Origin of the sequence: Paenibacillus physcomitrellae (assembly GCF_002240225.1) — a bacterium.
GTDB classification, from domain to species: domain Bacteria; phylum Bacillota; class Bacilli; order Paenibacillales; family Paenibacillaceae; genus Fontibacillus; species Fontibacillus physcomitrellae.
The window spans coordinates 655,012-676,224 of record NZ_CP022584.1 but is presented as its reverse complement, the minus strand read 5'-3'; the positions used below and the strand labels follow the sequence as shown (position 1 = coordinate 676,224).

General features: G+C 49.5%; 22 protein-coding genes. 4 read left to right on the top strand and 18 right to left on the bottom strand.

The annotated features are described in order from the left end of the window. Positions 1–288 precede the first annotated feature (288 nt). The 4 genes from CBE73_RS03050 to CBE73_RS03040 all read right to left on the bottom strand — a co-directional run bounded on the left by CBE73_RS03050 (position 289) and on the right by CBE73_RS03040 (position 2,588). Positions 289–834: a nucleotidyltransferase family protein gene (locus CBE73_RS03050; RefSeq protein WP_094092949.1), complete on the bottom strand. Its 546-nt coding sequence runs from the start codon at positions 832–834 to the stop codon at positions 289–291. 24 nt (positions 835–858) lie between these two features. Beyond that, positions 859–1,344, bottom strand: coding sequence for a GNAT family N-acetyltransferase (locus CBE73_RS03045; RefSeq protein ID WP_244905516.1), 486 nt, complete (start codon positions 1,342–1,344; stop codon positions 859–861). A gap of 133 nt (positions 1,345–1,477) precedes the next feature. After that, positions 1,478–1,606, bottom strand: a complete 129-nt coding sequence (locus CBE73_RS22325) for a DUF6254 family protein (protein ID WP_229752555.1) — start codon at positions 1,604–1,606, stop codon at positions 1,478–1,480. Positions 1,607–1,700: 94 nt separating this feature from the next. Next, positions 1,701–2,588, bottom strand: coding sequence for an aldo/keto reductase (locus tag CBE73_RS03040; RefSeq protein ID WP_094092947.1), 888 nt, complete (start codon positions 2,586–2,588; stop codon positions 1,701–1,703). A 229-nt stretch (positions 2,589–2,817) separates the two neighbouring features. Here CBE73_RS03040 and CBE73_RS03035 point away from each other — a divergent pair, with 229 nt between their 5' ends. Further along, entirely contained in the window at positions 2,818–4,707 is a 1,890-nt protein-coding gene (locus tag CBE73_RS03035) for a PAS domain S-box protein (RefSeq protein WP_094092946.1), read from the top strand. A gap of 98 nt (positions 4,708–4,805) precedes the next feature. Here the strand turns inward: CBE73_RS03035 and CBE73_RS03030 are convergent, their stop codons facing one another. Both CBE73_RS03030 and CBE73_RS03025 read right to left on the bottom strand, forming a co-directional pair. Then, entirely contained in the window at positions 4,806–6,098 is a 1,293-nt protein-coding gene (locus CBE73_RS03030) for a homocysteine synthase (RefSeq protein ID WP_094092945.1), read from the bottom strand. Positions 6,099–6,237: 139 nt separating this feature from the next. After that, positions 6,238–7,119 carry a LysR family transcriptional regulator gene (locus CBE73_RS03025; RefSeq protein ID WP_094092944.1) on the bottom strand — a complete coding sequence of 294 codons (882 nt, stop codon included), beginning with the start codon at positions 7,117–7,119 and terminating at the stop codon, positions 6,238–6,240. Positions 7,120–7,233: 114 nt separating this feature from the next. Here CBE73_RS03025 and CBE73_RS03020 point away from each other — a divergent pair, with 114 nt between their 5' ends. Continuing rightward, positions 7,234–8,616 carry an MFS transporter gene (locus tag CBE73_RS03020; RefSeq protein WP_094092943.1) on the top strand — a complete coding sequence of 461 codons (1,383 nt, stop codon included), beginning with the start codon at positions 7,234–7,236 and terminating at the stop codon, positions 8,614–8,616. A gap of 9 nt (positions 8,617–8,625) precedes the next feature. Here the strand turns inward: CBE73_RS03020 and CBE73_RS03015 are convergent, their stop codons facing one another. Both CBE73_RS03015 and CBE73_RS03010 read right to left on the bottom strand, forming a co-directional pair. Continuing rightward, positions 8,626–9,978, bottom strand: a complete 1,353-nt coding sequence (locus CBE73_RS03015; RefSeq protein ID WP_094092942.1) for a sensor histidine kinase — start codon at positions 9,976–9,978, stop codon at positions 8,626–8,628. A 1-nt stretch (position 9,979) separates the two neighbouring features. After that, positions 9,980–10,666 (bottom strand): response regulator transcription factor, encoded by a 687-nt coding sequence (locus CBE73_RS03010; protein ID WP_094092941.1) that lies wholly within the window; start codon positions 10,664–10,666, stop codon positions 9,980–9,982. A 168-nt stretch (positions 10,667–10,834) separates the two neighbouring features. Here CBE73_RS03010 and CBE73_RS03005 point away from each other — a divergent pair, with 168 nt between their 5' ends. Together CBE73_RS03005 and CBE73_RS03000 are read left to right on the top strand one after the other, a co-directional pair. After that, positions 10,835–11,878 (top strand): DJ-1/PfpI family protein, encoded by a 1,044-nt coding sequence (locus tag CBE73_RS03005; RefSeq protein ID WP_094092940.1) that lies wholly within the window; start codon positions 10,835–10,837, stop codon positions 11,876–11,878. 51 nt (positions 11,879–11,929) lie between these two features. Further along, positions 11,930–12,574, top strand: coding sequence for a DUF2306 domain-containing protein (locus CBE73_RS03000; protein WP_094092939.1), 645 nt, complete (start codon positions 11,930–11,932; stop codon positions 12,572–12,574). Positions 12,575–12,764: 190 nt separating this feature from the next. Here the strand turns inward: CBE73_RS03000 and arsC are convergent, their stop codons facing one another. The 10 genes from arsC to CBE73_RS02950 form a co-directional block, all read right to left on the bottom strand. Then, on the bottom strand, positions 12,765–13,205 hold the full coding sequence (arsC, locus tag CBE73_RS02995; RefSeq protein WP_094096104.1) for an arsenate reductase (thioredoxin): 441 nt from the start codon (positions 13,203–13,205) through the stop codon (positions 12,765–12,767). Between the two features lie 227 nt (positions 13,206–13,432). Further along, complete coding sequence (locus tag CBE73_RS02990; RefSeq protein WP_094092938.1) at positions 13,433–14,020, bottom strand: DUF1349 domain-containing protein; 588 nt, start codon at positions 14,018–14,020, stop codon at positions 13,433–13,435. A 78-nt stretch (positions 14,021–14,098) separates the two neighbouring features. After that, on the bottom strand, positions 14,099–15,082 hold the full coding sequence (locus CBE73_RS02985) for an aldo/keto reductase (protein WP_094092937.1): 984 nt from the start codon (positions 15,080–15,082) through the stop codon (positions 14,099–14,101). 75 nt (positions 15,083–15,157) lie between these two features. After that, positions 15,158–15,982: a DUF817 domain-containing protein gene (locus tag CBE73_RS02980; RefSeq protein WP_094096103.1), complete on the bottom strand. Its 825-nt coding sequence runs from the start codon at positions 15,980–15,982 to the stop codon at positions 15,158–15,160. Positions 15,983–16,015: 33 nt separating this feature from the next. Beyond that, a complete protein-coding gene (locus CBE73_RS02975) occupies positions 16,016–16,237 on the bottom strand; it encodes a helix-turn-helix domain-containing protein (protein ID WP_094092936.1) in 222 nt (73 codons plus the stop codon). Between the two features lie 10 nt (positions 16,238–16,247). Beyond that, positions 16,248–16,724 carry a DUF2975 domain-containing protein gene (locus CBE73_RS02970; RefSeq protein WP_094096102.1) on the bottom strand — a complete coding sequence of 159 codons (477 nt, stop codon included), beginning with the start codon at positions 16,722–16,724 and terminating at the stop codon, positions 16,248–16,250. 228 nt (positions 16,725–16,952) lie between these two features. Continuing rightward, positions 16,953–17,933 (bottom strand): TraX family protein, encoded by a 981-nt coding sequence (locus CBE73_RS21820; RefSeq protein ID WP_157739370.1) that lies wholly within the window; start codon positions 17,931–17,933, stop codon positions 16,953–16,955. 317 nt (positions 17,934–18,250) lie between these two features. Next, complete coding sequence (locus tag CBE73_RS02960) at positions 18,251–19,273, bottom strand: Gfo/Idh/MocA family protein (protein ID WP_094092935.1); 1,023 nt, start codon at positions 19,271–19,273, stop codon at positions 18,251–18,253. A 31-nt stretch (positions 19,274–19,304) separates the two neighbouring features. Then, positions 19,305–20,405, bottom strand: coding sequence for a Gfo/Idh/MocA family protein (locus CBE73_RS02955; protein WP_094092934.1), 1,101 nt, complete (start codon positions 20,403–20,405; stop codon positions 19,305–19,307). Further along, positions 20,402–21,181 (bottom strand): sugar phosphate isomerase/epimerase family protein, encoded by a 780-nt coding sequence (locus CBE73_RS02950; RefSeq protein ID WP_094092933.1) that lies wholly within the window; start codon positions 21,179–21,181, stop codon positions 20,402–20,404. The genes CBE73_RS02955 and CBE73_RS02950 overlap by 4 nt, the downstream gene beginning before the upstream one ends. Positions 21,182–21,213: the final 32 nt, after the last annotated feature.

Genomic DNA, 21,213 nt, shown 5'->3' with positions numbered 1-21,213 from the left:
GGAATATATACATTCGGTTCTACCGTTCCATATGTTCGTATTTGATGATTTGCACCGAACCCGGTTGTCTGGTCTATGGATTAGGCTTTTGCAGCAAAACAGAAATATTCCTTTCATAGCTCTTCATGTACGGCAAATCCATCTATTACACTCCCTTCCTCCAGCGTTTAAAATCAAAATCCTCCCCCCAGTATTCCTTCAATATCAACTATTATCAACACAAAAAAAAGCCGCCCTACAGGCGACTTCTTTAGCGGGATTCTTTCTTTTTAGCTTGGCGTAAACATTTTAATCTTCAATGACGTTCAGCAAAGGCCACTGCTTCTTCCATTCCTTCTTGTGAACACGTTCCAAATAATATGCCCTATCCGGGAAGAGCGGACTGCGCCTTATGATTAATTCAAACAGATCCTTTACCCCATACGGGCAAATGAACTGAACCTGGCCTTCCTCACCCATACTCGCTCCAACTGCGGTTGCGACCTCCGGCCATCTTCTCATAGCATCCCAAGTTGAGGAATAAGGCTGTTCCCCATTTCGCACATGCATCCTGGCCTGATTCTTGACGGACCATTTAGGATTACCGGTGAGACTTTTCAGCTCATCCTCCAGCCTTGCATCCCTTTCCTCCGAACAATCGGCGGGGTCATAATAAACGACGTCAATATCGCTGTGCCGCCCCCGATAGTCAAATCCATGAAGTCTGTCCCAAACATAATTTCTGATATACCCGGCTGCGATATAACTTTGGGGCAATTGAAGCTGCTTTACTAAGCGTAAATCTCGCAGCAAATCATCGTATTCAGATATATATTGCTTAAACTGGGTTTCCACTCGGCCGTATACTCCTTCTCCCTCTCATGAAACCTGAACTTCCTTCTCCATAATAAAATCATCCATCACAAATCCGCTGCCGATATCGGCTTTTTGCTCCCGGATGGAACGGAAGCCTTTGCGCTCATATACCGCTATGCTGTTTGTATTATAACGATTGACCGTCAGCCAGATATGGCTTAGTTTGCGATCCTTGCACAACTGTTCCAGGAAAGCAAAGGCCTGGCTTGAATAACCGTTCCCCCGGTGCTCTTTAGCGATATAAAACTTGCTCAGAAACAGCTTGCCTTCTTCGGGTTTGACCGACATATATCCAACATTGACCCCATCCTGCTGGAATAAATAATACTCGTAACCTTGCTGCTGGATTTGGTCCGTGATAGCGGCAACAGATTGAAATTTATCGATCATGTAATCAATCTGCTCCATGGTGATGATAGTAATATAATGTTCACGCCAGATTTCCGCCGCCAATGGAGCTAAATCAGCAATTTGTTCTGTATGATTCACCTTTACGAAATGAAGTTTCACAGCCTGTCCCTTCCTCTCCGTCTGATATCCTAAATCCTATCTATTACTTTAATTCTTAATTATTGTTCCGTAAAGAAAAAGACCGGCGAAATGTCGCCAGCCTTTCTATTGCTTAAAAGGTAGTACTTTTCTCATCATATTCGCTGGATAACTCCTTAAGCGATTTGATTTTACCATGGGGATGTTGTTCCTGCTTTCGAGACTTCCAGGCGGCTTCTTTCCTTCTTTTCTGGTCAGCCATAACAGATATCCTCCTCGGAAATTGAGATTTGTACTCCTTCCTTAGGTTGCCATTCTGCAGCCTTGTTCATTCCCGGAGCAATATATTCCTACGGTTACAACTCCAGATCCGCTGCCCGTGCGTTGGCCTCGACTTGTTCCGGACTTTTGCAGCCCGGTATAACGCAGCTTACGACCGGATTCTTCAGACACCAGGCCAGCGCCCATTCCGCCATGCCTACGCCTTCGGGCAATTCCGTCTGTTTGATCTGCTCCACAAGCTTCAGTTTCTCGTCGATCTCTTCACGCTTGCGCCCTTTCCTTACGTTATCCTCAAACACAGTACCCGGCTTGTATTTCCCGCTCAGAAAGCCGCTGGCCAGAGGAACCCGTGCGAGTACACCAAGATCCTGCTGCTGGCAGGACGGGAATACCCGTTCTTCCGGCGTGCGGTCCAACCGGTTATAAACGACCTGGATCGCTTTGGCGTTGAGCTCCGTAGCTTTGCTGGTCTGATGCAGGTTATCGTTGCTTCCGATCGAAATGCCGAGGTTGCGGATTTTGCCGGCCTGAACCTGCTTGTCCAGCATCGTCCATAGCTCATCCTGATCAAAGACCTCATCGGGTCCGGAGTGGAATTGATAAAGATCAATGTAGTCCGTTCTAAGGGCTTTCAAGGATTCTTCAAGCTGAACCCGAATCTGGTCCACGTTCCAGGCGTGCTCCCAATGGTCATGCCATTGATGACCAAACTTGGAGGCAATAATCCAATCCTCACGCCGGCCGCGGGAGATATAGTCCCCAATAAAGCTCTCTGACAAGTGATGGGGTCCGTAACACTCGGCCGTATCGATCAAGTTAATGCCTAACTCTTGTGCCCGGTTCAAAATTCCGTCTACTTCTTTCTGTGTGTAATCTTTGCCCCAATCACCGCCAAACTGCCATGTACCTACGCCAACAACGGATACGTTCAGTTCTGTTTTGCCTAGTCTTCTGTATTTCATTCCTCTCACCTCTTGATCCGAATGATAGATTTCGATATACCGATATATCGATAACGCTTTCATCTTATTCGATATCTATGTATTTTTCAAATCATCTCCATAAATCTTGATCGGAGTCCGCAATATGTTTCTTATCAAGGCCCTTTGGGTAATGACAAGAGTCAACTATAATTAACGTGGACCTTGGAACCAGCTTCAAAGTTTGTTTATCTATAATGGAGGTTAAGTTATGCATCGCGTGAATTTGAATCAAGTTACCTTCAATCAGCAAGTATTTGATCATGCTTCATTTGGCATTGGCCTTATTTCGCCGGAAGGCATGGTTTTAACCGTAAATCCTGCTATGGAGAAGATGTTTGGATATACCAAAGAGGAATTTGACAGCAAGCCCGCAGGCGTCTTTGCTCACCCGGATGAAACGGATACGGATATTGCCGGTTTGAAGGCCTTAATGGGTGATGGCGATGAAGTACAGGTTGAAAGAAGATACATGAAGAAGAACGGAGAAATCATGTGGGTACTGCTTTCCATCAAGCTCTTCAGCGATGAGACAGGCAAACCTCTATACTATATTGCACAGATGATTGATATCACCAAACAGAAAGAATCCGAGCGGCGGCTTCAGGAATCGGTTGAACGTTATACGTCTCTCAAGAAATACAACCATGACGCCGTTATTTCCTTTGGGCTTAACGGACGCATTATCAATACCAATAAAGTAACCGAAGAACTGACCGGATATGTAAATGAAACCGAATTGATCGGGATGGAGCTTGCCAACTTGATCGGCCAAGAGAATGTAGACAAAATTCTGGAGAAGTCTCTTTACGACAACTCCATTGAACACCACATCGACAAGCTGTTTACCAAATACGGCAATGCCGTTGAGGTACTTGCCAGCATAGCGCCGATCTTTGTCGGCGGACAGAATATAGGTTTTTACCTAATCTGCAAGGATATTTCCGAACAGAAGAAGCTGCTGCTGGCCAAGGAAGCTGCTGAGAGCACCAATAAGGCCAAAAGCGAGTTTTTGGCCATGATGAGCCACGAAATCCGGACACCGATGAACGGAGTCATCGGCATGACGGACATTTTGCTGGACACGCCCGATCTTACGGAAGAACAAAGAAACTGCATTGAAGTCATCCGCCAAAGCGGTGAAACACTGTTAGGCATTATCAATGACATTCTGGATCTGTCCAAGATCGAAGCAGGCCGCACCGAACTTCAAGAAGAAGTTTTTGATTTACGTTTATGTATCAAAGAAAGCTTCTCGGTCATTTCGGGCAAAGCGGAAGAGAAAAACCTGGCCTTATCCTACACCTTGAACCACGATGTTCCCGATCATATTTATGGGGATCCCGACCGGTTGAAGCAGGTACTGATAAACCTTCTGGGCAATGCCGTCAAGTTTACGCCTCAAGGAAACATATCGGTGAAAGTGGAACCATCGAAAGTGAAGCAGGAAATGCTGGTCTTTACTATTACAGATACGGGCATTGGGATCGATCCGAAACGGCTTGAGGACATCTTTGAGCCTTTCGCTCAAATAGACAGCTTTATGAGCCGCAGGCACGAAGGCACCGGTTTGGGGCTTGCGATCAGCCGCAAGGTCGTGCAGATGATGGGCGGCGAGATTCACGCCGAAAGCGACGGCAAGAACGGGTCTTCGTTTATTTTTACGATTGTCTTTAAACCAGCTTTGGAGCTTCCCGAGGGGCATTCTCTCGATCTGCTGCAGCAGAATATGGTTCAAACGAAGATCCTGCTTGCTGAAGATAATCCGATCAATCGATTGGTGATGAGCAAAATGCTGGAGAAACTAGGCCACGAGGTTACCGTTGTTAACAATGGTCAAGAAGTGATCGAAGAGGTGAACCGGCAGCTGTATGATATCATCTTTATGGATCTCCACATGCCCGTACTGAACGGCTTTGAAGCTACTCGTATGCTCAGAGAGAATCTCAAGGACAAGTGCCCCCGCATTATTGCCGTTACGGCCAATGCTTTAAAAGGCGATCGGGAGAAATGTCTCGAGGCCGGCATGGACGAATATATCAGTAAACCGGTCAAACGGGAGACGGTTATGAAGCTTTTGTGCCAGTTTGCTGCTGTTTGAGTGGTTCATTTTACCGAAAAATAAATAAACCGGATGTCTGTCCAGGACAGCATCCGGTTTGTTCTTTTTAAAGCCACACCAGGTGTCCGCCTTGGTTTCTACACCTGGCTGGCTGCGATAGCCTGCCCCAGATCGTACAGAATATCGTCAATTGACTCGGTGCCGATGGATACGCGCAGCAGTTCCGGCAACACGCCGGCCGTACGCTGTTCTTCTTCGGAAAGCTGCTGGTGGGTGGTGCTGGCCGGGTGGATGATCAGCGATTTGGAATCCCCTACGTTAGCCAGATGGGAGAACAGCTTGACGCTGCCGATCAGTTTAACGCCGGCTTCAGCCCCTCCTTTAATCCCGAAAGTGAGGATTGCCCCTTGGCCTTTAGGCAAATATTTTTGCGCTAGATCATAAGATGGATGGCTTGGCAAACCGGCATAGCTCACCCATTCCACGGCTTCATGGGCCTCCAGATATTCGGCAACCTTCAGCGCATTCTGGCTGTGGCGCTCCATACGCAAGTGCAGCGTTTCAAGCCCTTGCAGTAGAAGCCAGGAGTTAAACGGCGAAATCGAAGCGCCCAAATCACGCAGAAGCTGCACTCTGGCTTTGATGATGTATGCAATCGGCCCTACGGCCTCCGTATAAACTACGCCGTGGTAGCTTGGATCAGGTTCGGTCAAACCCGGGAACCGGCCGCTCGCTTTCCAATCGAATTTACCACTGTCCACGATGACTCCGCCGATTGAGGTCCCGTGTCCGCCGATAAATTTGGTCGCCGAGTGGACGACAATGTCGGCTCCATGTTCAATCGGGCGCAGCAAATACGGGCTCGGAAACGTATTGTCCACGATCAGCGGGAGACCGTGCTCATGAGCGATGGCAGCTACCGCTTCGATGTCCAGCACGTTACCCTGCGGGTTACCGATCGTCTCCGCGAAGACCGCTTTGGTCTTCTCGTTAATAGCATTTCGGAAGTTCTCCGGATTGTCCGAGTCGACAAAACGGACCTTAATGCCCAGTTTAGGAAGCGTTTGCGCAAACAGGTTGTATGTACCGCCGTACAAGCTGGAGGAAGATACGATTTCGTCTCCGGCTCCGGCGATATTAAGGATGGAGAAGGAAATCGCAGCGGAACCTGAAGCCGTAGCAAGCGCCCCTGCCCCGCCTTCGAGAGCCGCAATCCGCTGCTCGAATACGTCAGTTGTCGGATTCATGATCCGCGTATAGATGTTGCCGAACTCTTTCAGGGCAAACAGGTTGGCCGCATGCTCGGCATCGCGGAATCCATAAGAAGTGGTCTGGTAAAGCGGCACGGCGCGTGAGAACGTGGTCGGATCGACTTCCTGGCCGGCGTGTACGGCTAACGTTTCAAAGGACAGCTTGTGGTCTTCAGGCATAAATAAATCCTCCTTCAATGAATTAAAGTTTTAATGAGGGAAATATTGGAATGGCCTTATTTTCTCACAAAGCTTGTCATTTGAAAAGATTAATTCTTATTATTCTACTGAGAATTATACGAATTATTCACCTGTTCATTTACTGCTTGTCTGCTCCGGCAAAATATTCGGTAACAATCTCTCTAAATTCCCGGGCCGCCTGCGAAAGAAAACGGTTCTTGTGCCACAACAAGGCAATTTCCCTTTCCAGCTTGTGACCCTCAATAGGGATATAATGGATACGGTCTCTTATATCTCTTGCCGTGCTTGGTATAAAAGCGATCCCGATTTCCGCTTCGACCAGAGCGCTGAGCCGGGCGGGTTCATCTCCCTCAAACACATATTGGGGGACAAATCCTATGGACCTGCATGCCGAATCTGCCAAATCCCTAGTTCCATAACCGGGTTTGACGCCTACAAACCACTCATTCTTTAATTCCGTTAAAGATACACTGGCCCGCGCAGCCAGATGATGTCCGGTTGGAACAGCAACAAGGATTGGATCCCGGTACACGATTATGCTTTCAATCTCCTCTTCATTAACCGGTGGGGAAGACAAACAAAGATCGACCTCTCCTCTTTGAAGGAGGACAACCATTTCCTGAGTGGCCAGCATTTGAACATGAAATTGAATATCCGGCCGCATCTTGCGAAATTCACGGAGAATTTGAGGAAGCTTGCTGGCCGCTGTTACGGCAAGCTCAAGCGTGCTTTGTTCCAGGTTTAGTAGATCCTTGATCTCTTGTCTCCCCTGTTCCAATTCGAACAAAGCCTTCTCTGCACGTTGAAGGAACCTGCTTCCAAACCCATTCAAGCGCAAATTCCTTCCTATACGGTCAAACAAAGGAGCTCCCAGATCCTCCTCCAGCCGCTGAATCGTTTTGCTTAATGAGGATTGCGTAACATGCAGACTCCGCGCTGCCTCGGTTACGTGTTCTAACCGGGCAACCTCTATAAAATACTGCAATTGCAGAAGTTCCACTTGTGTCCCCCCAATTCATTCCTTCTAGTCAATAAAATCATACCATAAAATGCGTTGGAGTAAATGAATCGTCTCCGGTACGATATCCTTAATACGATTAAGGAGGAACACAAAATGAATGCTCGCAGCTGGTGGATGATGATCTCCATAGGTCTTGGAATTTTATTAAATCCACTTAATTCATCGATGGTTTCCGTTGCTATTCCAGGATTGCAAAAGGAATTCCATCTTGATTTCACAACGGCTTCCTGGATTATTTTTTCTTTTTATATCGCTAGTGCTTCTGCACAGCCGATCGTGGGAAAGGCTAGTGATTTATTCGGTCGCAGAAGGATTTTTCTAACGGGTCTGTGGGTATCCCTCGTGGTCTCTATATTAGCTCCATTGTCTGTGAGCTTTGGATGGATTATCTTCTTTCGCATCGTACAGTCCATCGGAACAAGCATGATGGCGGCTGTCGGAATGGCTTTAGTCCGTATCCATATTACAGAGAAACAAGCGACGGCGCTGTCCGTTTTGTCGATTTTTTTGTCCGGAGCAGCGGCTCTAGGGCCTTTTATCGGCGGGGTGTTGTTGGACTGGTGGAACTGGCCGGCCATCTTTTGGATCAACCTTCCCTTTGTAATTGCGGGGATTCTGCTCGCGTGGAGGACGATTCCACAGGACGGTCGATCAAAGCCGGCAATAGGCGGACAATCTCTCCGGAAATGGCTCAGCAGATTAGATGCGGCAGGGGTTCTCCTGTTTACGACAGGCCTGGTGGCTTTGCTGGTTGGGTTATTGTCGGCAATAGCCTCGCGGCACCTTTCCTGGGTAGATTTACTGCTTGGATTGTCCGGTCTCGTCGTTCTTCTCATTTTTGTCTGGCATGAAACAAGAACAGTGTTTCCTTTTATTCCTTTGCTAACCTTAGCCCGATATCCCGCAGTCACGCGGGTCAACATTCAATTCATACTCGTGAACGTTCTATATTACTCGATCTTCTTCGGGTTTCCGTCCTACCTGCAAACGGTACGCCACATCAGCGAATTTGATACAGGCCTGCTTATGTTAAGCTTAGGCGTATGCTCGCTTGCTGCTTCTCCATGGGCTGGAAAATGGATGGATAAGTCCGGGCCAAGGCCGGCCTTGTTGACGTCTGCCCTGTTCATGACGCTGGGCTCCCTGGGAATGCTCCTGATGAATGTGACTTCTTCCCTTCTCTGGGTTTGTTTGGCTTTAGCCGCTTTCGGTATTAGCAACGGGCTGAACAATGTCGGTATGCAAGCGGCCTTATTCCAAAGTTCGCCGAAAGAGATCATAGGTGTGGCATCCGGATTATTTAACACGTCCAGATATTTGGGCACCATTCTATCCTCCCTGTTAACAAGTATCATTATGGGCGGAAGCTTCAGCATTGGCGGATTTAAACTGCTTGGGGGAATATTGGCGGCCGTTGCGTTGACCTTGGCCTACATGAGCCGGCAGCTTCGCGGACAAGTCGGACGAGAGTTATGATAAAGCGCGTCACTCCTGGTGTCCGGATGTGGTCTGTACAGGAAGCCAGCCGCATAACAGCGCTCCTCCATCCGGATGGTTGCTTGCTGCGAGTTCCCCTCCATGCCGTCTAATAATGTTCTGCGAAATCGTTAATCCGAGTCCGCTGCCTCCGGTCGATCGGCTTCTGGAGGTTTCTCCCCGGTACAACGGTTCAAAGACGCGCTGCAGCTCATCTGCAGGGAAACCCGGTCCCGTGTCGCGCACCGTAAACTGTATTTTATCCCCTTCTTGTTCGCACCAAACTGCAATCTCCCCCTTATAGGGTGTATGTCTGACTGCGTTATCCAGCAGATTGTTGATCGCACGCTCCAATAAGTGGGCATCCCCGCTGATGATACAGCTGGAGCTGTCTTCACCAGCCGCGGTTGTCAGGGCGATCTCTTTTTTTTGGACCAACGGCTGCAGACTGTCTATCGATTTACAGAGAACATTCCTGAAATCGACAGGTCTGCTGCCAGGTTCCGTTTTGACATATTCCAACTTGGTATAGGTGAAGAGGTCCTCTACCAAGAGATCCAATTGAGCTGATTTCTCCTTGCATACCGCCACATATTTGGCTATTTTCTCCGGTGAATGAGCAATGCCCTGCTCCAAACCGTCCAAATACCCTCGGAGTGCAAAAAGAGGCGTCCGCAAATCATGAGCGACCGCAGCAATCACAAACCGGCGTTCTTCTTCCAGTTCGGCTTGTTTACGGTTGGATTGCTGTAACCCTTTTACCATGACCTGAAAACCATCCCCCACTTCAGCGATTTCCGCAATTCTGGAAACAGGCAGCTCGACTTCCCAATCCCCTGCAGCAATTTGTCTGGCCGCTCTACCCATTTTCTCAAGAGGTTTTAGGAGAAACCTGCTCATTTCAAACCCAATGATAAAGAAAGCCAGCAGAAGACCGATCAAAGCGGATATCGCCTGAACGGTATAGGATTTTGGCAAATAAAAAGTGAAACTTCCGAGTAAACGGCCATCTTCGATCAAGGCGTAATGTTCAACCGAGGACGACAGTCTGCTGGGGACTTGCGGGGAAGACTGGTAAACAATCTGATCTGCTGCGGACTGAATAACAACGTCAATTTGGGCCTGCTGTAATTGAAACTGAAGCTGCTTTTGCCAAGCGGGTTCCGCCCAGCGGCCTGCCCCTGATTCCACCTGCTCTACCAACCTGTTAAAATCGTGCTGAAGGATCGCCTTGCGCGGATTCTCCGGGAACTCAAACGATCGGGTGACTATAAAGTGAGCCGTAATAAAGAACAGCCAGGGCAGCAAAAGAATGAAGCAGAAACAAAGCAAGGTAAACGAACGAATACGAAGTCTTCCCATATTACCCTCCCTCAAAGCGGTAGCCTACTCCCCATACGTTCACAAGATGCCGCGGATGGTTCGGATCCGCTTCGATTTTCTCCCGAAGCCGGCTGAGATGAACCCGGATCGTATGTTTATCGCCGATTCCTTCCCAGAATTGATCGAGCAGCTGTTCATAAGTAAAAACTTGTTTGGGATGTGCTAGAAACAATTGCAGCAGCTCATATTCTTTTCGGGTCAGCAAGACCTGCTCCCCTTCCACAAATACTTCTCTTGAAGACAGATTCAGCCGGACACGGCCGTAATCGAGCACCTGTTCTTCCTTTTGCGCTTTTGAACCGCTCCTCCGCAAAACCGCTTTTACCCGGGCAATAATTTCACCGGGCGAAGCGGTCTTCAAGATATAATCGTCACCGCCGAGCGTAAGTCCCCGTATTTTATCCACATCATCGCTGCGAGCGCTCAGGAACAGGATGGGCACATCACTCTCCGCCCGGATCCGGCGGCACAGCTCAAACCCGCTTTGTCCCGGCATCATGATGTCAAGCACGATCCCCTGGATCGAATGCTGTTCAAACAATCCCCAGGCTTCACATGCGTCTCCAGCCATTAACACACGGAATTCCTCATGCTCCAGAAAATCTTTTAATAGATCAACGATACTCGGATCATCGTCCACCACCAGTATCGTATTTGATATGTACATGAATATCCCACCTCATTTTCCAGTCTACCATTTTTTTGTTCGAAAACCGATGGACCTCCTTTATTGTGATTGTTTGTTTATTCTTTTGTGACCTTTTCTTTGCCTGAATTGAGATATTGATTCGTTATGATTCAGTTTGAAAACAATTAAATGCTAGGAGGACGTACCATGTTATCTGTTCAAATCGTATTATTTGAAGGCTTTGATCTTTTGGATGCCATCGCCCCGTATGAGGTGTTCAGTGCTGCCAGCATGATGACCGAAAACATGATAAACTTAGAATTTGTTACAGCCGAAGGGCCAAGACTGGTCGCCAGCGGGATTAACGGAATTCAATTGGAGGCACACGGCAAGCTGGACCCTGGCCGGGCAGGGCTTATTCTGGTTCCCGGAGCGTCCGGCGATGTCCAAGGAGACGGTCCGGATTCCGTTCCGGCCATTTTAAGCCGAGCCGTGCATACGGGGCTGACCGGCTGCATGGAACAGGCACTTGGACAGCGGGACATCATCGTTGCTACGGTATGCGGCGGCTCACTGGTGCTTGCCATGGCCGGACTGCTGGAAGGCAGACCAGCGGTAACTAATCATCTAGGCATGGAGCTGCTTGGAGCAACCGGAGCGATCCCTGTTTGGGCACGGGTTGTGGATGACGGCAATCTCGTAACCGGAGGCGGAGTCACCTCAGGGCTTGATGTCGCTTTGTATTTGCTGGAGCGTGAACTGGGCCCCATGATCGCCCATGAGGTTGAGCGGTTGTTTGAATTTGAACGCAGAGGAACGGTGTGGCGACAATCGGGAATGGCGCCAGGCAGCGGTAGCAGCAGCCTTAATGCTCCTTCGGACGACAAGGTTTCTTTGGCGCAGGATCAACAGAATAGGGTTAGCCTAAGGCCAGACCCTATCACTCAAGCCTCAATCTTTGATGGAGATTGGGATACGTCGATTGCAACGCCGGTCGGGAAACTCCAGGTCAAGCTGTCTATTACAACTAGCCAAGGGAAGATCCTGGGCAAGGCCACTCAGGGGAATGAGACGGTTGAGTTTATCAATCCTCAGCTGGTGGAGAATCGGATGACCTGGTCCTTACAAATTCGGAAACCGATGCGCTTGAATCTGATGTTTGAGGTGTACGTTAGAGGTGATCAAATGACCGGAACCGCCAGAGCCGGAATGCTGCCGGCCTCCAAATTAACAGGTGAGCGTGTTCTATAAGCGGTGTTTGTAATGAGGAGCGAATTCAAGAATTACGGGGGTTAGCAACAATTGAAGAGACAACGAGTTTTATTCAGTATTTTAGTGACGGTCTGTTCTCTATTTATCTTGTATGCAATAATCAAAAATTACTTGGTTGATCCGGATGCCTCCGGATTCCTAAGTCACAAAACCGGGCTGAAGCGGGAGCTGAGCCTGCCCGTCTGGCTGAACGTGCTGTACGTTCACGTCGCTTTTGCCTGCCTTACCATGGCGACAGGGCTGCTTAATTTCTCTAATCGGATTTTTCGACAAAGCCGCAGATTCCATCGTATAAACGGCTATGTTTATCTCGTATCTGTGTTTCTGGTGGTATTGACCTCCGGTTATCTCGCCCCCTATTCGACTGGCGGAAAAATCAGCAGCATAGGGTTTAACGCGTTAAACCTGATCTGGCCGTTTCTTACGGTAATGGCGGTGATCTGGATCAGGAAGAAACAAATCGACCGGCACCGGAACTGGATGATTCGGAGCTACGCTTTTTGCTTCACTAACCTGTCGATCCACCTGCTCGCTTCTCTCTTCCAGTATGGACTTGGTTTCGACTATGCGGTCAGCTATACCATCGGCATTTATGGCTCTATCATCCTGCTGCTGGCCATTCCGGAGGTCCTGATCCGCAGCCTGTTTCCAGTTGGCAAAACCATCCATCCTTAAACAAAGGTTTAAACGCATCAATTTCAACTAAAAAAGAGAATCGCTTCACCTTAAAATAAAAGGATCGCTTCTTCATAGTCAAACATATCCTTAACAGCGTCTGCACCGCCGAAGAAAATCCTGTCCTCAACAAGTACCTGATCATTTTTAGCCCCATTATCCATACAAGTAAAACTCCTTCACTGAACGTTTATTTGCCGTTTTCTACGAACCGGGCTACACGATCCTTGATCGCATCGCGAACCTGATTAAACTGCTTTGTGATCTCTTTTTCCGTACCGGTGGCTTTGGCTGGATCATCAAAGCCCCAATGCCATTTGGTGACGTTTGGATTGGAGATCACCGGGCAGTGTTCATCGGCATGGCCGCAAAGCGTAATGACGTAGTCGGCGCGGTTGAGAATTTCCGGATCGATCACGTCGGAAGTATGGTTGGTAATATCAATACCGGCTTCTTTCATCGTTTGGACAGCACGCGGATTTAATCCGTGGGCCTCCAGCCCGGCACTTTTGACTTCATATTTGTCCCCGCCAAGCGCCTTCAGAAAGCCGTCCGCGATTTGGCTGCGGCAGGAATTGCCGGTGCACAGGAAATAAACAAAGGGTTTTGTTTTGTCCGCGAGAAGCTTCATATGTTCAGATATCTCTTCAATCGTGCTCACATCGCCATCCTCCTTTCAGAATCCAGATTCGCTGGATTTATTATATAAGCATTAATTTATATAAGTAAATGATTATATTGAAAACATTAGAAAAGATGAGCAAACACTCATCTTTGATCCCTATTCTTCTCTCATTCTTCTTTCAAACTTCCTTGATCCTTCTCTCAAACTTCCCCTCATCCGCCTATGACGGACAATTACTCATGTGCCTTCCATTTGCATGCCGTCAGCCGAATCTCACTGAACACCGCTTTGAAAGAGGACTCCTCAGGGCTGCAGGCATAGATCCCCAGCTGAATTTCCCCCGCGCCTTCAAACAGATGGAAAATCCGCATTTGCTTATAGGTCACCCCATCATAAGAATGTTCGATCAGAAAATCACTTTCCCGGCGGCTGACCCGGTAATACATTTGCTTAACAGCCGCATCGATATCAGTGGTAGCCCAGTCCGAGTACCCATGATTGGTGACTACGCTCCCCAGCCGTTGATATTCATCATTTTCATATTCAATCGAAGCTTTCGACCAGTTATCGCTGTTCTGGTAGATGATAACTCCGCATTGGTCAAAGCGGTGCTGGCTATCAAACTTGGTTTTCAGTTCAAAAGAAAAATACGGCTCGTCGATCTTAAACAATAAAGCCGGAGCGTTATCATTTCTAAATCCGTAATAGGTCCGCTGCCAGAAATCCGTGCCTGGATCGGTGTAGATCGTAATCTCATCTTCTTTAATCTCGTAATTCTTCGGTTCATGAAGCCAATAGGAATGGCTCGGATCATATTTCACTGACTTTTCCTCCAGACTGTTCTGAAATTTTTTTGAAAAAAAAGGGAGCCCAAGGCTCCCTTGCCTTCACGGCTTCTTTTAATAAGCGCCGCGAATATGTTCATGCACCTGCTCTTCGTAGAACTTCCGCAGCCGCTCATGTTCTTCCGCGCTGAACGGTTTGGCCGACAATACGCCAAGGTTGTCCTCGACCTGCTTCACGTTCTTGAAGCCCGGAATCACACATGTAATCTCTTTGAAATCCAGCAGCCAGCGAAGAGCGGCCCGCGTCATGTTGCCGCGTCCTTCCGCAATCCAGTCCAGCTGGGACGCAAGCTCGACGCCTTTCTCAAACGGCAGCCCGGCAAACGTTTCACCAACATTAAACGCTGCTCCGTCACGGTTGAAGTTGCGGTGATCCTCCGCTTCAAAGGTGGAGTTTGTCGTAAATTTGCCAGTCAGCAGACCGCTCGCAAGCGGCAGCCGGACCAGCAGCCCTACGCCGCGTTCGCTGGCGCGGGGAAGAAGCTCCGCGATTGGCTTCTGCCGGAAGATGTTGAAGATGATCTGCAGCGCCTGCACGCCGGATTTCTCCAGGCAGAACAGCCCTTCTTCCACGGTCTCGACGCTGACGCCGTAAGCACGGATTTTGCCTTCCTGCTTCAGCTTGTCCAGCACCTCAAACACAGCCCCCTGCTGCAAAATCTCGAACGGCGCGCAGTGGATTTGATACAAATCAATCGTGTCGCGCTCCAGCCGTTTCAGGCTGTCTTCACACCACTGGCGGATCCGCTGCTCCGAATAGGTCTGCGGATCGAAGATATCGCCCTGGCGGCAAAACTTCGTAGCGATATGAATTTGATCTTCCTTGCCTTTGGTAGCGCGGGCGAGCAGCCGCTCGCTTCTGCCGTCGCCGTATACATCGGCTGTATCGAAGAAGTTAACGCCTTCATCCATAGCTTTATCCAAAGCGCGGAGCGACTCGGCTTCACTGGTCTGTCCCCAGGAGCCTCCGATCGCCCATGTGCCAAAGCTGACTTCACTGACCTGCAAGCCCGTTCTGCCGAGCGGACGTTTGTTCATAAACGTTGCCTCCTTATTTTTCTACTATTAAATCCCAACGTTCCTATTGTAGCAAAATCAGGCATGAACGCGCTATCATGAATTGCCTGCACCTTCCTCCGCCGGGTCTTTCACAACTTCGAACTTTGTGCCTTCTGCCATTCTGCCAGCCTTCACATGCTTTAACTGAGCGACGATAATGACGCTGATGATGACCAGCAGGAACCAGGAACTGATCTTGCTGACGCTGACGGGATGCCAGGCCTCGTATTGGTCCGGATATTTCCAGGCGTTAAAGAACGTAGCGATATTTTCGGCCAGCCAGATGAAGAAGCCTACCAGAAAAAAGGCCAGCGTGAGCGGCATCCGGTAAACCTTCCCCCGCACCCGGTAGATGATCCAGGTTCTCCAGAAGACAACCAGCACAAGCAGCGCCAGCCACCAGCGGAAATCGGGGATAAAATGATGGGTGAAGAAGTTCAGGTAGATCGCCCCGCCAAGCAGCCCCGCAGCAAGAAGCCCTGGCCAGCCGGTCATATCCATCTTCAGTCTGCGCCATGCCTGGCACATATAACTGGCAACACTGGCATACATGAACCCGCTGTACAGCGGCACACCGAACACTTTACTCAAAGCCGGCTCCGGATACGACCACGAGCCCATCTTCACCTTATAGATTTCCAGCGCTAATCCGATGATATGAAACACGCAGATCACCTTGATTTCATCACGGGTCTCCAGACCGCTCCGGTACATCCCGTACTGGACCAGCAGCAGAACCACAAGAATCAGATCATAACGGTGAATGAAAGGCAGCTGGACAACCCCCGACACCGCTAACGTCAGAAAAATCGCAACAGGAAAAATGCAGCTCATCGCCTGCTGGTAGCCAAAATGCAGAAGCTGGACTACAGGTTTCATCTTCTTCATGACAGGATCTCCCCGGATCTCTTCTTATCCTTCAAAATATTCGCCAGGCCTGTATTCCAGAATATCTCCCGGTTGACAATCCAGCGCTTTGCAGATTGCCTCCAGCGTGGAGAACCGAATGGCCTTGGCTTTCCCGTTCTTTAAAATGGAGAGATTCGCCATCGTGATTCCCACCCGGTCGGCGAGTTCCGTTACGCTCATCTTTCGTTTGGCCAGCATCACATCAACATTAATAATAATCGCCATTGTCCTCACCTCAGACCGTTAAATCATTTTCGGATTTGATATCGATCGCATTCTTTAACAGCTTCTGAAGCACAGCGGCAAAAACGCCAATCACCAGAGAAGCAAAAATCACAACCAGCCCGATAACGATGAGACCGGGAGCATCATCCTGATCGGCCATGAAATACAAGAAAGGAAGAATCGCCACATACAAAATACAGATTGCAAAAGCGCAGTATTTAATGATCTTTAAGGCCCTGACGGACGAATCCGAGAACGCCGTGTTGCGGTCAATATAGCTCAGCAGCTTTAAAGCCTGATACAAGGCCGCAAAGAACGGCACAGCCGACAAATACATTCCCGTAATAGTCGGGTAAAGCCAATAGTCCGAAAAATACCCGTCAAAGCCTTTCGCAATCGAAGGCAGCCCAAAGATACACAAGGCCAGAATCACCAGACCCATCAGAATCACCGTTGCTTTTAAAAAGAAAGTTGATATGCGTTCCATTTCATACACCCCACTTTGATTTCTGAATCTGATTTTAGCATTTGATTTATCGTTTATCAATAAATAATTATTAAATATGAATATATATTTACCGATTTTCAAACAAAAAAAACACCTCCAAAAGGAGGTGCGGATAAGTCAGTCCGCGAAACAGCGGGGGATGTCCATCCCGGAACCGTTCAACGACGTCAGCGGAATATAGCGGCATTCAGCGAGTTTCAGTGCGATTCATCCCTTGTTAATCAGGCTTGCGATGAAATATAAGAGAACCAGGTGGACGGGATAAAAGAGATAAAACACATATTTCAGCTTTAATCCTCGTTTGCCGTTATAGAAGCGGATGAGTCCGGCGTTTAAGAAAGCCCATATTTCGATCAAACTCATGCAGGTAAGGATAATTGAGCCGGCCAGCATGGATTTTACCCGGTGCCTGCGGAACACGTACATCGATGCAATCGTCATGATTCCGAAACCGCCGTAGTCCGTGTGGAGCGCCGTCGCCAATATAACCCCGATGAAGGTAACAGAAGCCAGCTCCAAAGCCGAATTTAACCTTTGAACAGGAATTTTGGCGCTTAGCGCTAAGTAAATGATAATCCATACCAGCCCGTTTACCCACAGCAGGCTTCCCAAAGTAGATTGCGGTAACGTGATTTGTGCCGAAGAACCAAACGCATGAAAAGTCTCATTCAGCATTTGCAGCCCGGATGGGAGGACATAGAAAGCACTCAGAAATGTACAAGCCAGCAGCCCCATAACCGCCCTCAGAGAGAAACGCCTAGGGTCTGTCTCCCTGCTCCTAAGATACTCGAACCCCATCATCACCAGCAGTCCAATCCATAACGTGAAGAAGACATTTTGTTTTGCGAGATTCACAATCTGCCCGCTGAACGCGAGATCGAACGGGATTTCCGAAAGGAAAGCAAAAGCGATAAGCCGCATGGCATATTTCTGCCTATTGCCGGTATACATGAACCCCTCGACCAACAAGAAGCAGAAGATGGGAAAAGCGAGCCGGCCGGCCATTCGCATATATTGTCCGGTATGTACGAATGCGGGATGATTCCCGTTAATCTCGGGATGAATCAGAATGACGGCTGCAATATGATCGATCAGCATGGCGATTATGGCGATGATTTTTAACGTGCTTCCATCCAGACTGAGGGCGCTTCGCCTTCGGAGCTCCAGCTGCACGGCGCTGTTATTCAATCCGATCCCTTCTTTCCATTCAAATTATGCAATACTCCTGGTAATACTCTTGCTAATATTCTTGTTCAGTAAAAATGCTCCTGCATAAATTGTATCTATTTTACTAACCGTAATCCAATCTATTTTCTTTTATTTTCTTTTATCTTCTTCTACTTCCCGCCGATCCTAATTGTTCTCTGCTTTGTTCTCTGCTTATCCAATGAAATAAACCCGCCTTCCGGCGGGCTGGGGTTGATTTGATCTTGGTTTGAGTTTGTGTACCAGTTTGTTTGTAGTTTGTTTGTAGTTTGTTGGGTCGTCAGCAGAATCGGGCCCGGTTAAGACCGGGATTTGGCCAGCCTTTCCACACCGGAAGATACATAGATATCGTCCGCCAGCTTGACGGCCTTGAGTCCTTCCCATCCGTCAATCGCAAACGCCTCGCCCTTCTGCAGGCAGGCATAGAAATCCTGAATCAGGCTGGCATGGCTGCTGCCCCAATACGATTTGCCCGGAGGCCCGGTGAGGGCCGCGGCGCCGCACAAGACATCTTCTTCCCCGTCCTTCACCTGATACAAGGAATCGCTGCGCTGAATCAGCTTGCCTCCTTCAAAGACAATCTCAAGCTCGACTGGGGAATTGTCCACATAGCCGTTAGTAGCATAGAATAGGGCGGTCGCCCCGTTGGTGAAACGAATGCGGGCATGCGCCGTATCCTCAACCTCGATGACACCGTCCAGCGAATCCGTCGTAACACTTCCGCGGACGGACGCAATGTCGCCGCCGAACCATTGCAGCAGATCAAGCGTATGAATCGACTGATTCATCAGCACGCCGCCGCCTTCGGTGGCCCATTTGCCGCGCCATGGGCTTTGCGTGTAATACGCCTCGTCCCGGTACCAGGTTACGATCGCTTTCATGCCAAGCAGCTTGCCTAGTTCGCCTGACAATATCGTTTCCTTGATACGTAAGGACGCTTCATTGTACCGGTTCTGAAAGCAAACCCCAAGCTGCTTCCCGCTGATGGCAGCGGTTTCGGCCAGCTCTTTCCCTTCGCTCAGCGTATGGGAGATCGGCTTTTCGGTCAGCACGTGTTTGCCTGCCTTCAGCAGCGTAAGCGCCATCGGCACATGCAGATGATGGGGCGTGCATAAATGGACGACCTGGATATCCGGATTCCCGAGTAACGCCTGAATATCAGTTAGCGCTTCGCATCCATATTCCTCGGCGGCCAGACGCGCCCGCTCGGCGTCAGTATCGACAACGGTCCGCAGGCGCACCCCTTCCAGCTCGCTCAAAGCTTTGGCGTGCAGCGAAAATATACTGCCGCAGCCGACTATGGCTGCTCCTATTTCTTTCATCGTGAATCGCCTCTCTCTATTAGAAATGCAGCTACAACCGCAGCGGTTTCCCACCAACAGGAGTCACGTTCACCGCCAGATTCTGAGCCTGCAGACAAAGCTCGGCGGCTTTGAAGACATGCTCCTGGGTCATGGCTGTTTCCGTCCGGTTCAGGCAGTCGAGAATCAGCTCGCCGAAGAATGGATAACCGACCTTGCCGTGAACATCGGAGTAATGCTCGCCTTTGCGGTCGGCCCAGTAGACATGGTCGCCTCCTTTGGAACGGGCAAGATCCACGTATTTGCGAAGCTCGATATAACCTTCCGTACCCAGAATGGTGCATCTTCCGTCGCCCCAAACGCCAAGTCCGTCCGGCGTAAACCAGTCCACCCGGAAATAGTTCGAAGCACCGTTGTCGCCCACCAGCGCGGCATCCCCAAAATCCTCAAGCTCCGGATAATCGGGATTGGCATAATTGGCTACCTTACTGTGCAGCACTTTGGCATCCTTGCAGCCGGCAAAATACAGAAACTGCTCGATCTGATGGCTGCCAATATCGCAGAGAATGCCGCCGTATTTCTCCTTCTCAAAGAACCAGGCCGGACGATCCGGCGCATTCAGCCGGTGCGGCCCGAGGCCGATGACCTGAATGACCTTGCCAATAACACCCTCTTCAATCAGTTTGCCTGCATAGATGGCGCTCTCCACATGAAGCCGTTCACTGAAATACACCATATATTTACGCCCGGTCGCCGCGGTTGTGCGTCTGGCGTCTTCCAGCTGAGACAGCGCGGTGAACGGCGTTTTATCGGTAAAATAATCCTTGCCCGCAGCCATCACACGCAGCCCCAGTGGGCCCCGTTCGTTTGGCACAGCGGCAGCCGCCACCAGCCGGACCTCCGGATCCTCCAGAATCTCTTCGGGAGAACGGGCGGCCCGGGCCTGCGGATAACGTGCCGTGAAATCCTCCACCTTGACCGGGTCCGGATCGTACACCCATTTCAGTGTGGCACCGGCTTCGATCAGTCCGTTGCACATGCCATAGATATGCCCGTGGTCCAGCGCCATGGCCGCCATAACAAATCCGCCAGGTCCGACAACCGGCTTCGCTTGATGGACCGGAGCATACATCATGCCGTTGTTTGTGCTCAAGCCTTTACCTCCTCGCATTTGCCAAGCAGGTATTTCAAGCTGATGTCCACGCTTTCAAATGGATCGCGCCGGCACTCGTCCTGCTCCACAACCATCCATTCAACGCCCGTCTCGTCACAGGCCCGGATAAGCGCTTCATAGTTCATATTGCCCTCTCCAACTTCAGCAAAGACCTGTTTGCCGGAGACAATTGCCATATCCTTGAAATGGACGACCTGCATCCGTCCGGCAACCTTGTGGATCCATTCTACAGGGTCGCCGCCCCCGGCTTGGACCCAATACAGATCCAATTCAAATCCAAAAGCCGAAGGATCGGTTTCATCAAACAGGATTTCCAGGCCTGTTTTGTCGCCGTATTTCTCAAATTCAAAATGATGGTTATGATATACAAATTGCAGATCATAGTCGTTCTTCAGTTTGAGCGCTATTTCATTTGCCTGCTTCGCAAAGGTTCTGTAGCCATCGGCAGATCCCCGGTAGGATTCCGGCAGGGAACCAAGCCCGACATAACGGCAGTTCCACAGCCGATGCTGCTCGGCAACCCCTTCCAGGTCATCCACCAGGCGGTCCCATGGCACATGAGTCGCGCAGATGGAGAGCCCGGCTTCATCAGCCAGCTTCTTGACCGTTTCGTGCGGAATCGGTCCGATCCCGGAAACCTGAGCGGAGCGGTAGCCAATCGCTGCCACCTTGTTAAAAGTATCCTTCAACCCTTTTTCCGTTTGCGTGAAATTCCTCAGGGTATACAGCTGTACAGCTAAGTTGACGGGTTTCATCTATATTTTCACTCCTGTTCTTCAATTTGAAT

Bases quoted from the DNA above. Each gene is read 5' to 3' on its own strand.
- CBE73_RS02970 (WP_094096102.1), bottom strand. From the start codon at position 16,724: ATGGAACGCATATCAACTTTCTTTTTAAAAGCAACGGTGATTCTGATG.
- CBE73_RS03040 (WP_094092947.1), bottom strand. From the start codon at position 2,588: ATGAAATACAGAAGACTAGGCAAAACAGAACTGAACGTATCCGTTGTT.
- CBE73_RS02950 (WP_094092933.1), bottom strand. From the start codon at position 21,181: ATGAAACCCGTCAACTTAGCTGTACAGCTGTATACCCTGAGGAATTTC.
- CBE73_RS02960 (WP_094092935.1), bottom strand. From the start codon at position 19,273: ATGAAAGAAATAGGAGCAGCCATAGTCGGCTGCGGCAGTATATTTTCG.
- CBE73_RS03005 (WP_094092940.1), top strand. From the start codon at position 10,835: ATGTTATCTGTTCAAATCGTATTATTTGAAGGCTTTGATCTTTTGGAT.
- CBE73_RS02985 (WP_094092937.1), bottom strand. From the start codon at position 15,082: ATGAACAAACGTCCGCTCGGCAGAACGGGCTTGCAGGTCAGTGAAGTC.
- CBE73_RS02980 (WP_094096103.1), bottom strand. From the start codon at position 15,982: ATGAAACCTGTAGTCCAGCTTCTGCATTTTGGCTACCAGCAGGCGATG.
- CBE73_RS22325 (WP_229752555.1), bottom strand. From the start codon at position 1,606: ATGGCTGACCAGAAAAGAAGGAAAGAAGCCGCCTGGAAGTCTCGAAAG.
- CBE73_RS03035 (WP_094092946.1), top strand. From the start codon at position 2,818: ATGCATCGCGTGAATTTGAATCAAGTTACCTTCAATCAGCAAGTATTT.
- arsC (WP_094096104.1), bottom strand. From the start codon at position 13,205: ATGAAGCTTCTCGCGGACAAAACAAAACCCTTTGTTTATTTCCTGTGC.
- CBE73_RS03015 (WP_094092942.1), bottom strand. From the start codon at position 9,978: ATGGGAAGACTTCGTATTCGTTCGTTTACCTTGCTTTGTTTCTGCTTC.
- CBE73_RS02975 (WP_094092936.1), bottom strand. From the start codon at position 16,237: ATGGCGATTATTATTAATGTTGATGTGATGCTGGCCAAACGAAAGATG.
- CBE73_RS03030 (WP_094092945.1), bottom strand. From the start codon at position 6,098: ATGCCTGAAGACCACAAGCTGTCCTTTGAAACGTTAGCCGTACACGCC.
- CBE73_RS03020 (WP_094092943.1), top strand. From the start codon at position 7,234: ATGAATGCTCGCAGCTGGTGGATGATGATCTCCATAGGTCTTGGAATT.
- CBE73_RS03010 (WP_094092941.1), bottom strand. From the start codon at position 10,666: ATGTACATATCAAATACGATACTGGTGGTGGACGATGATCCGAGTATC.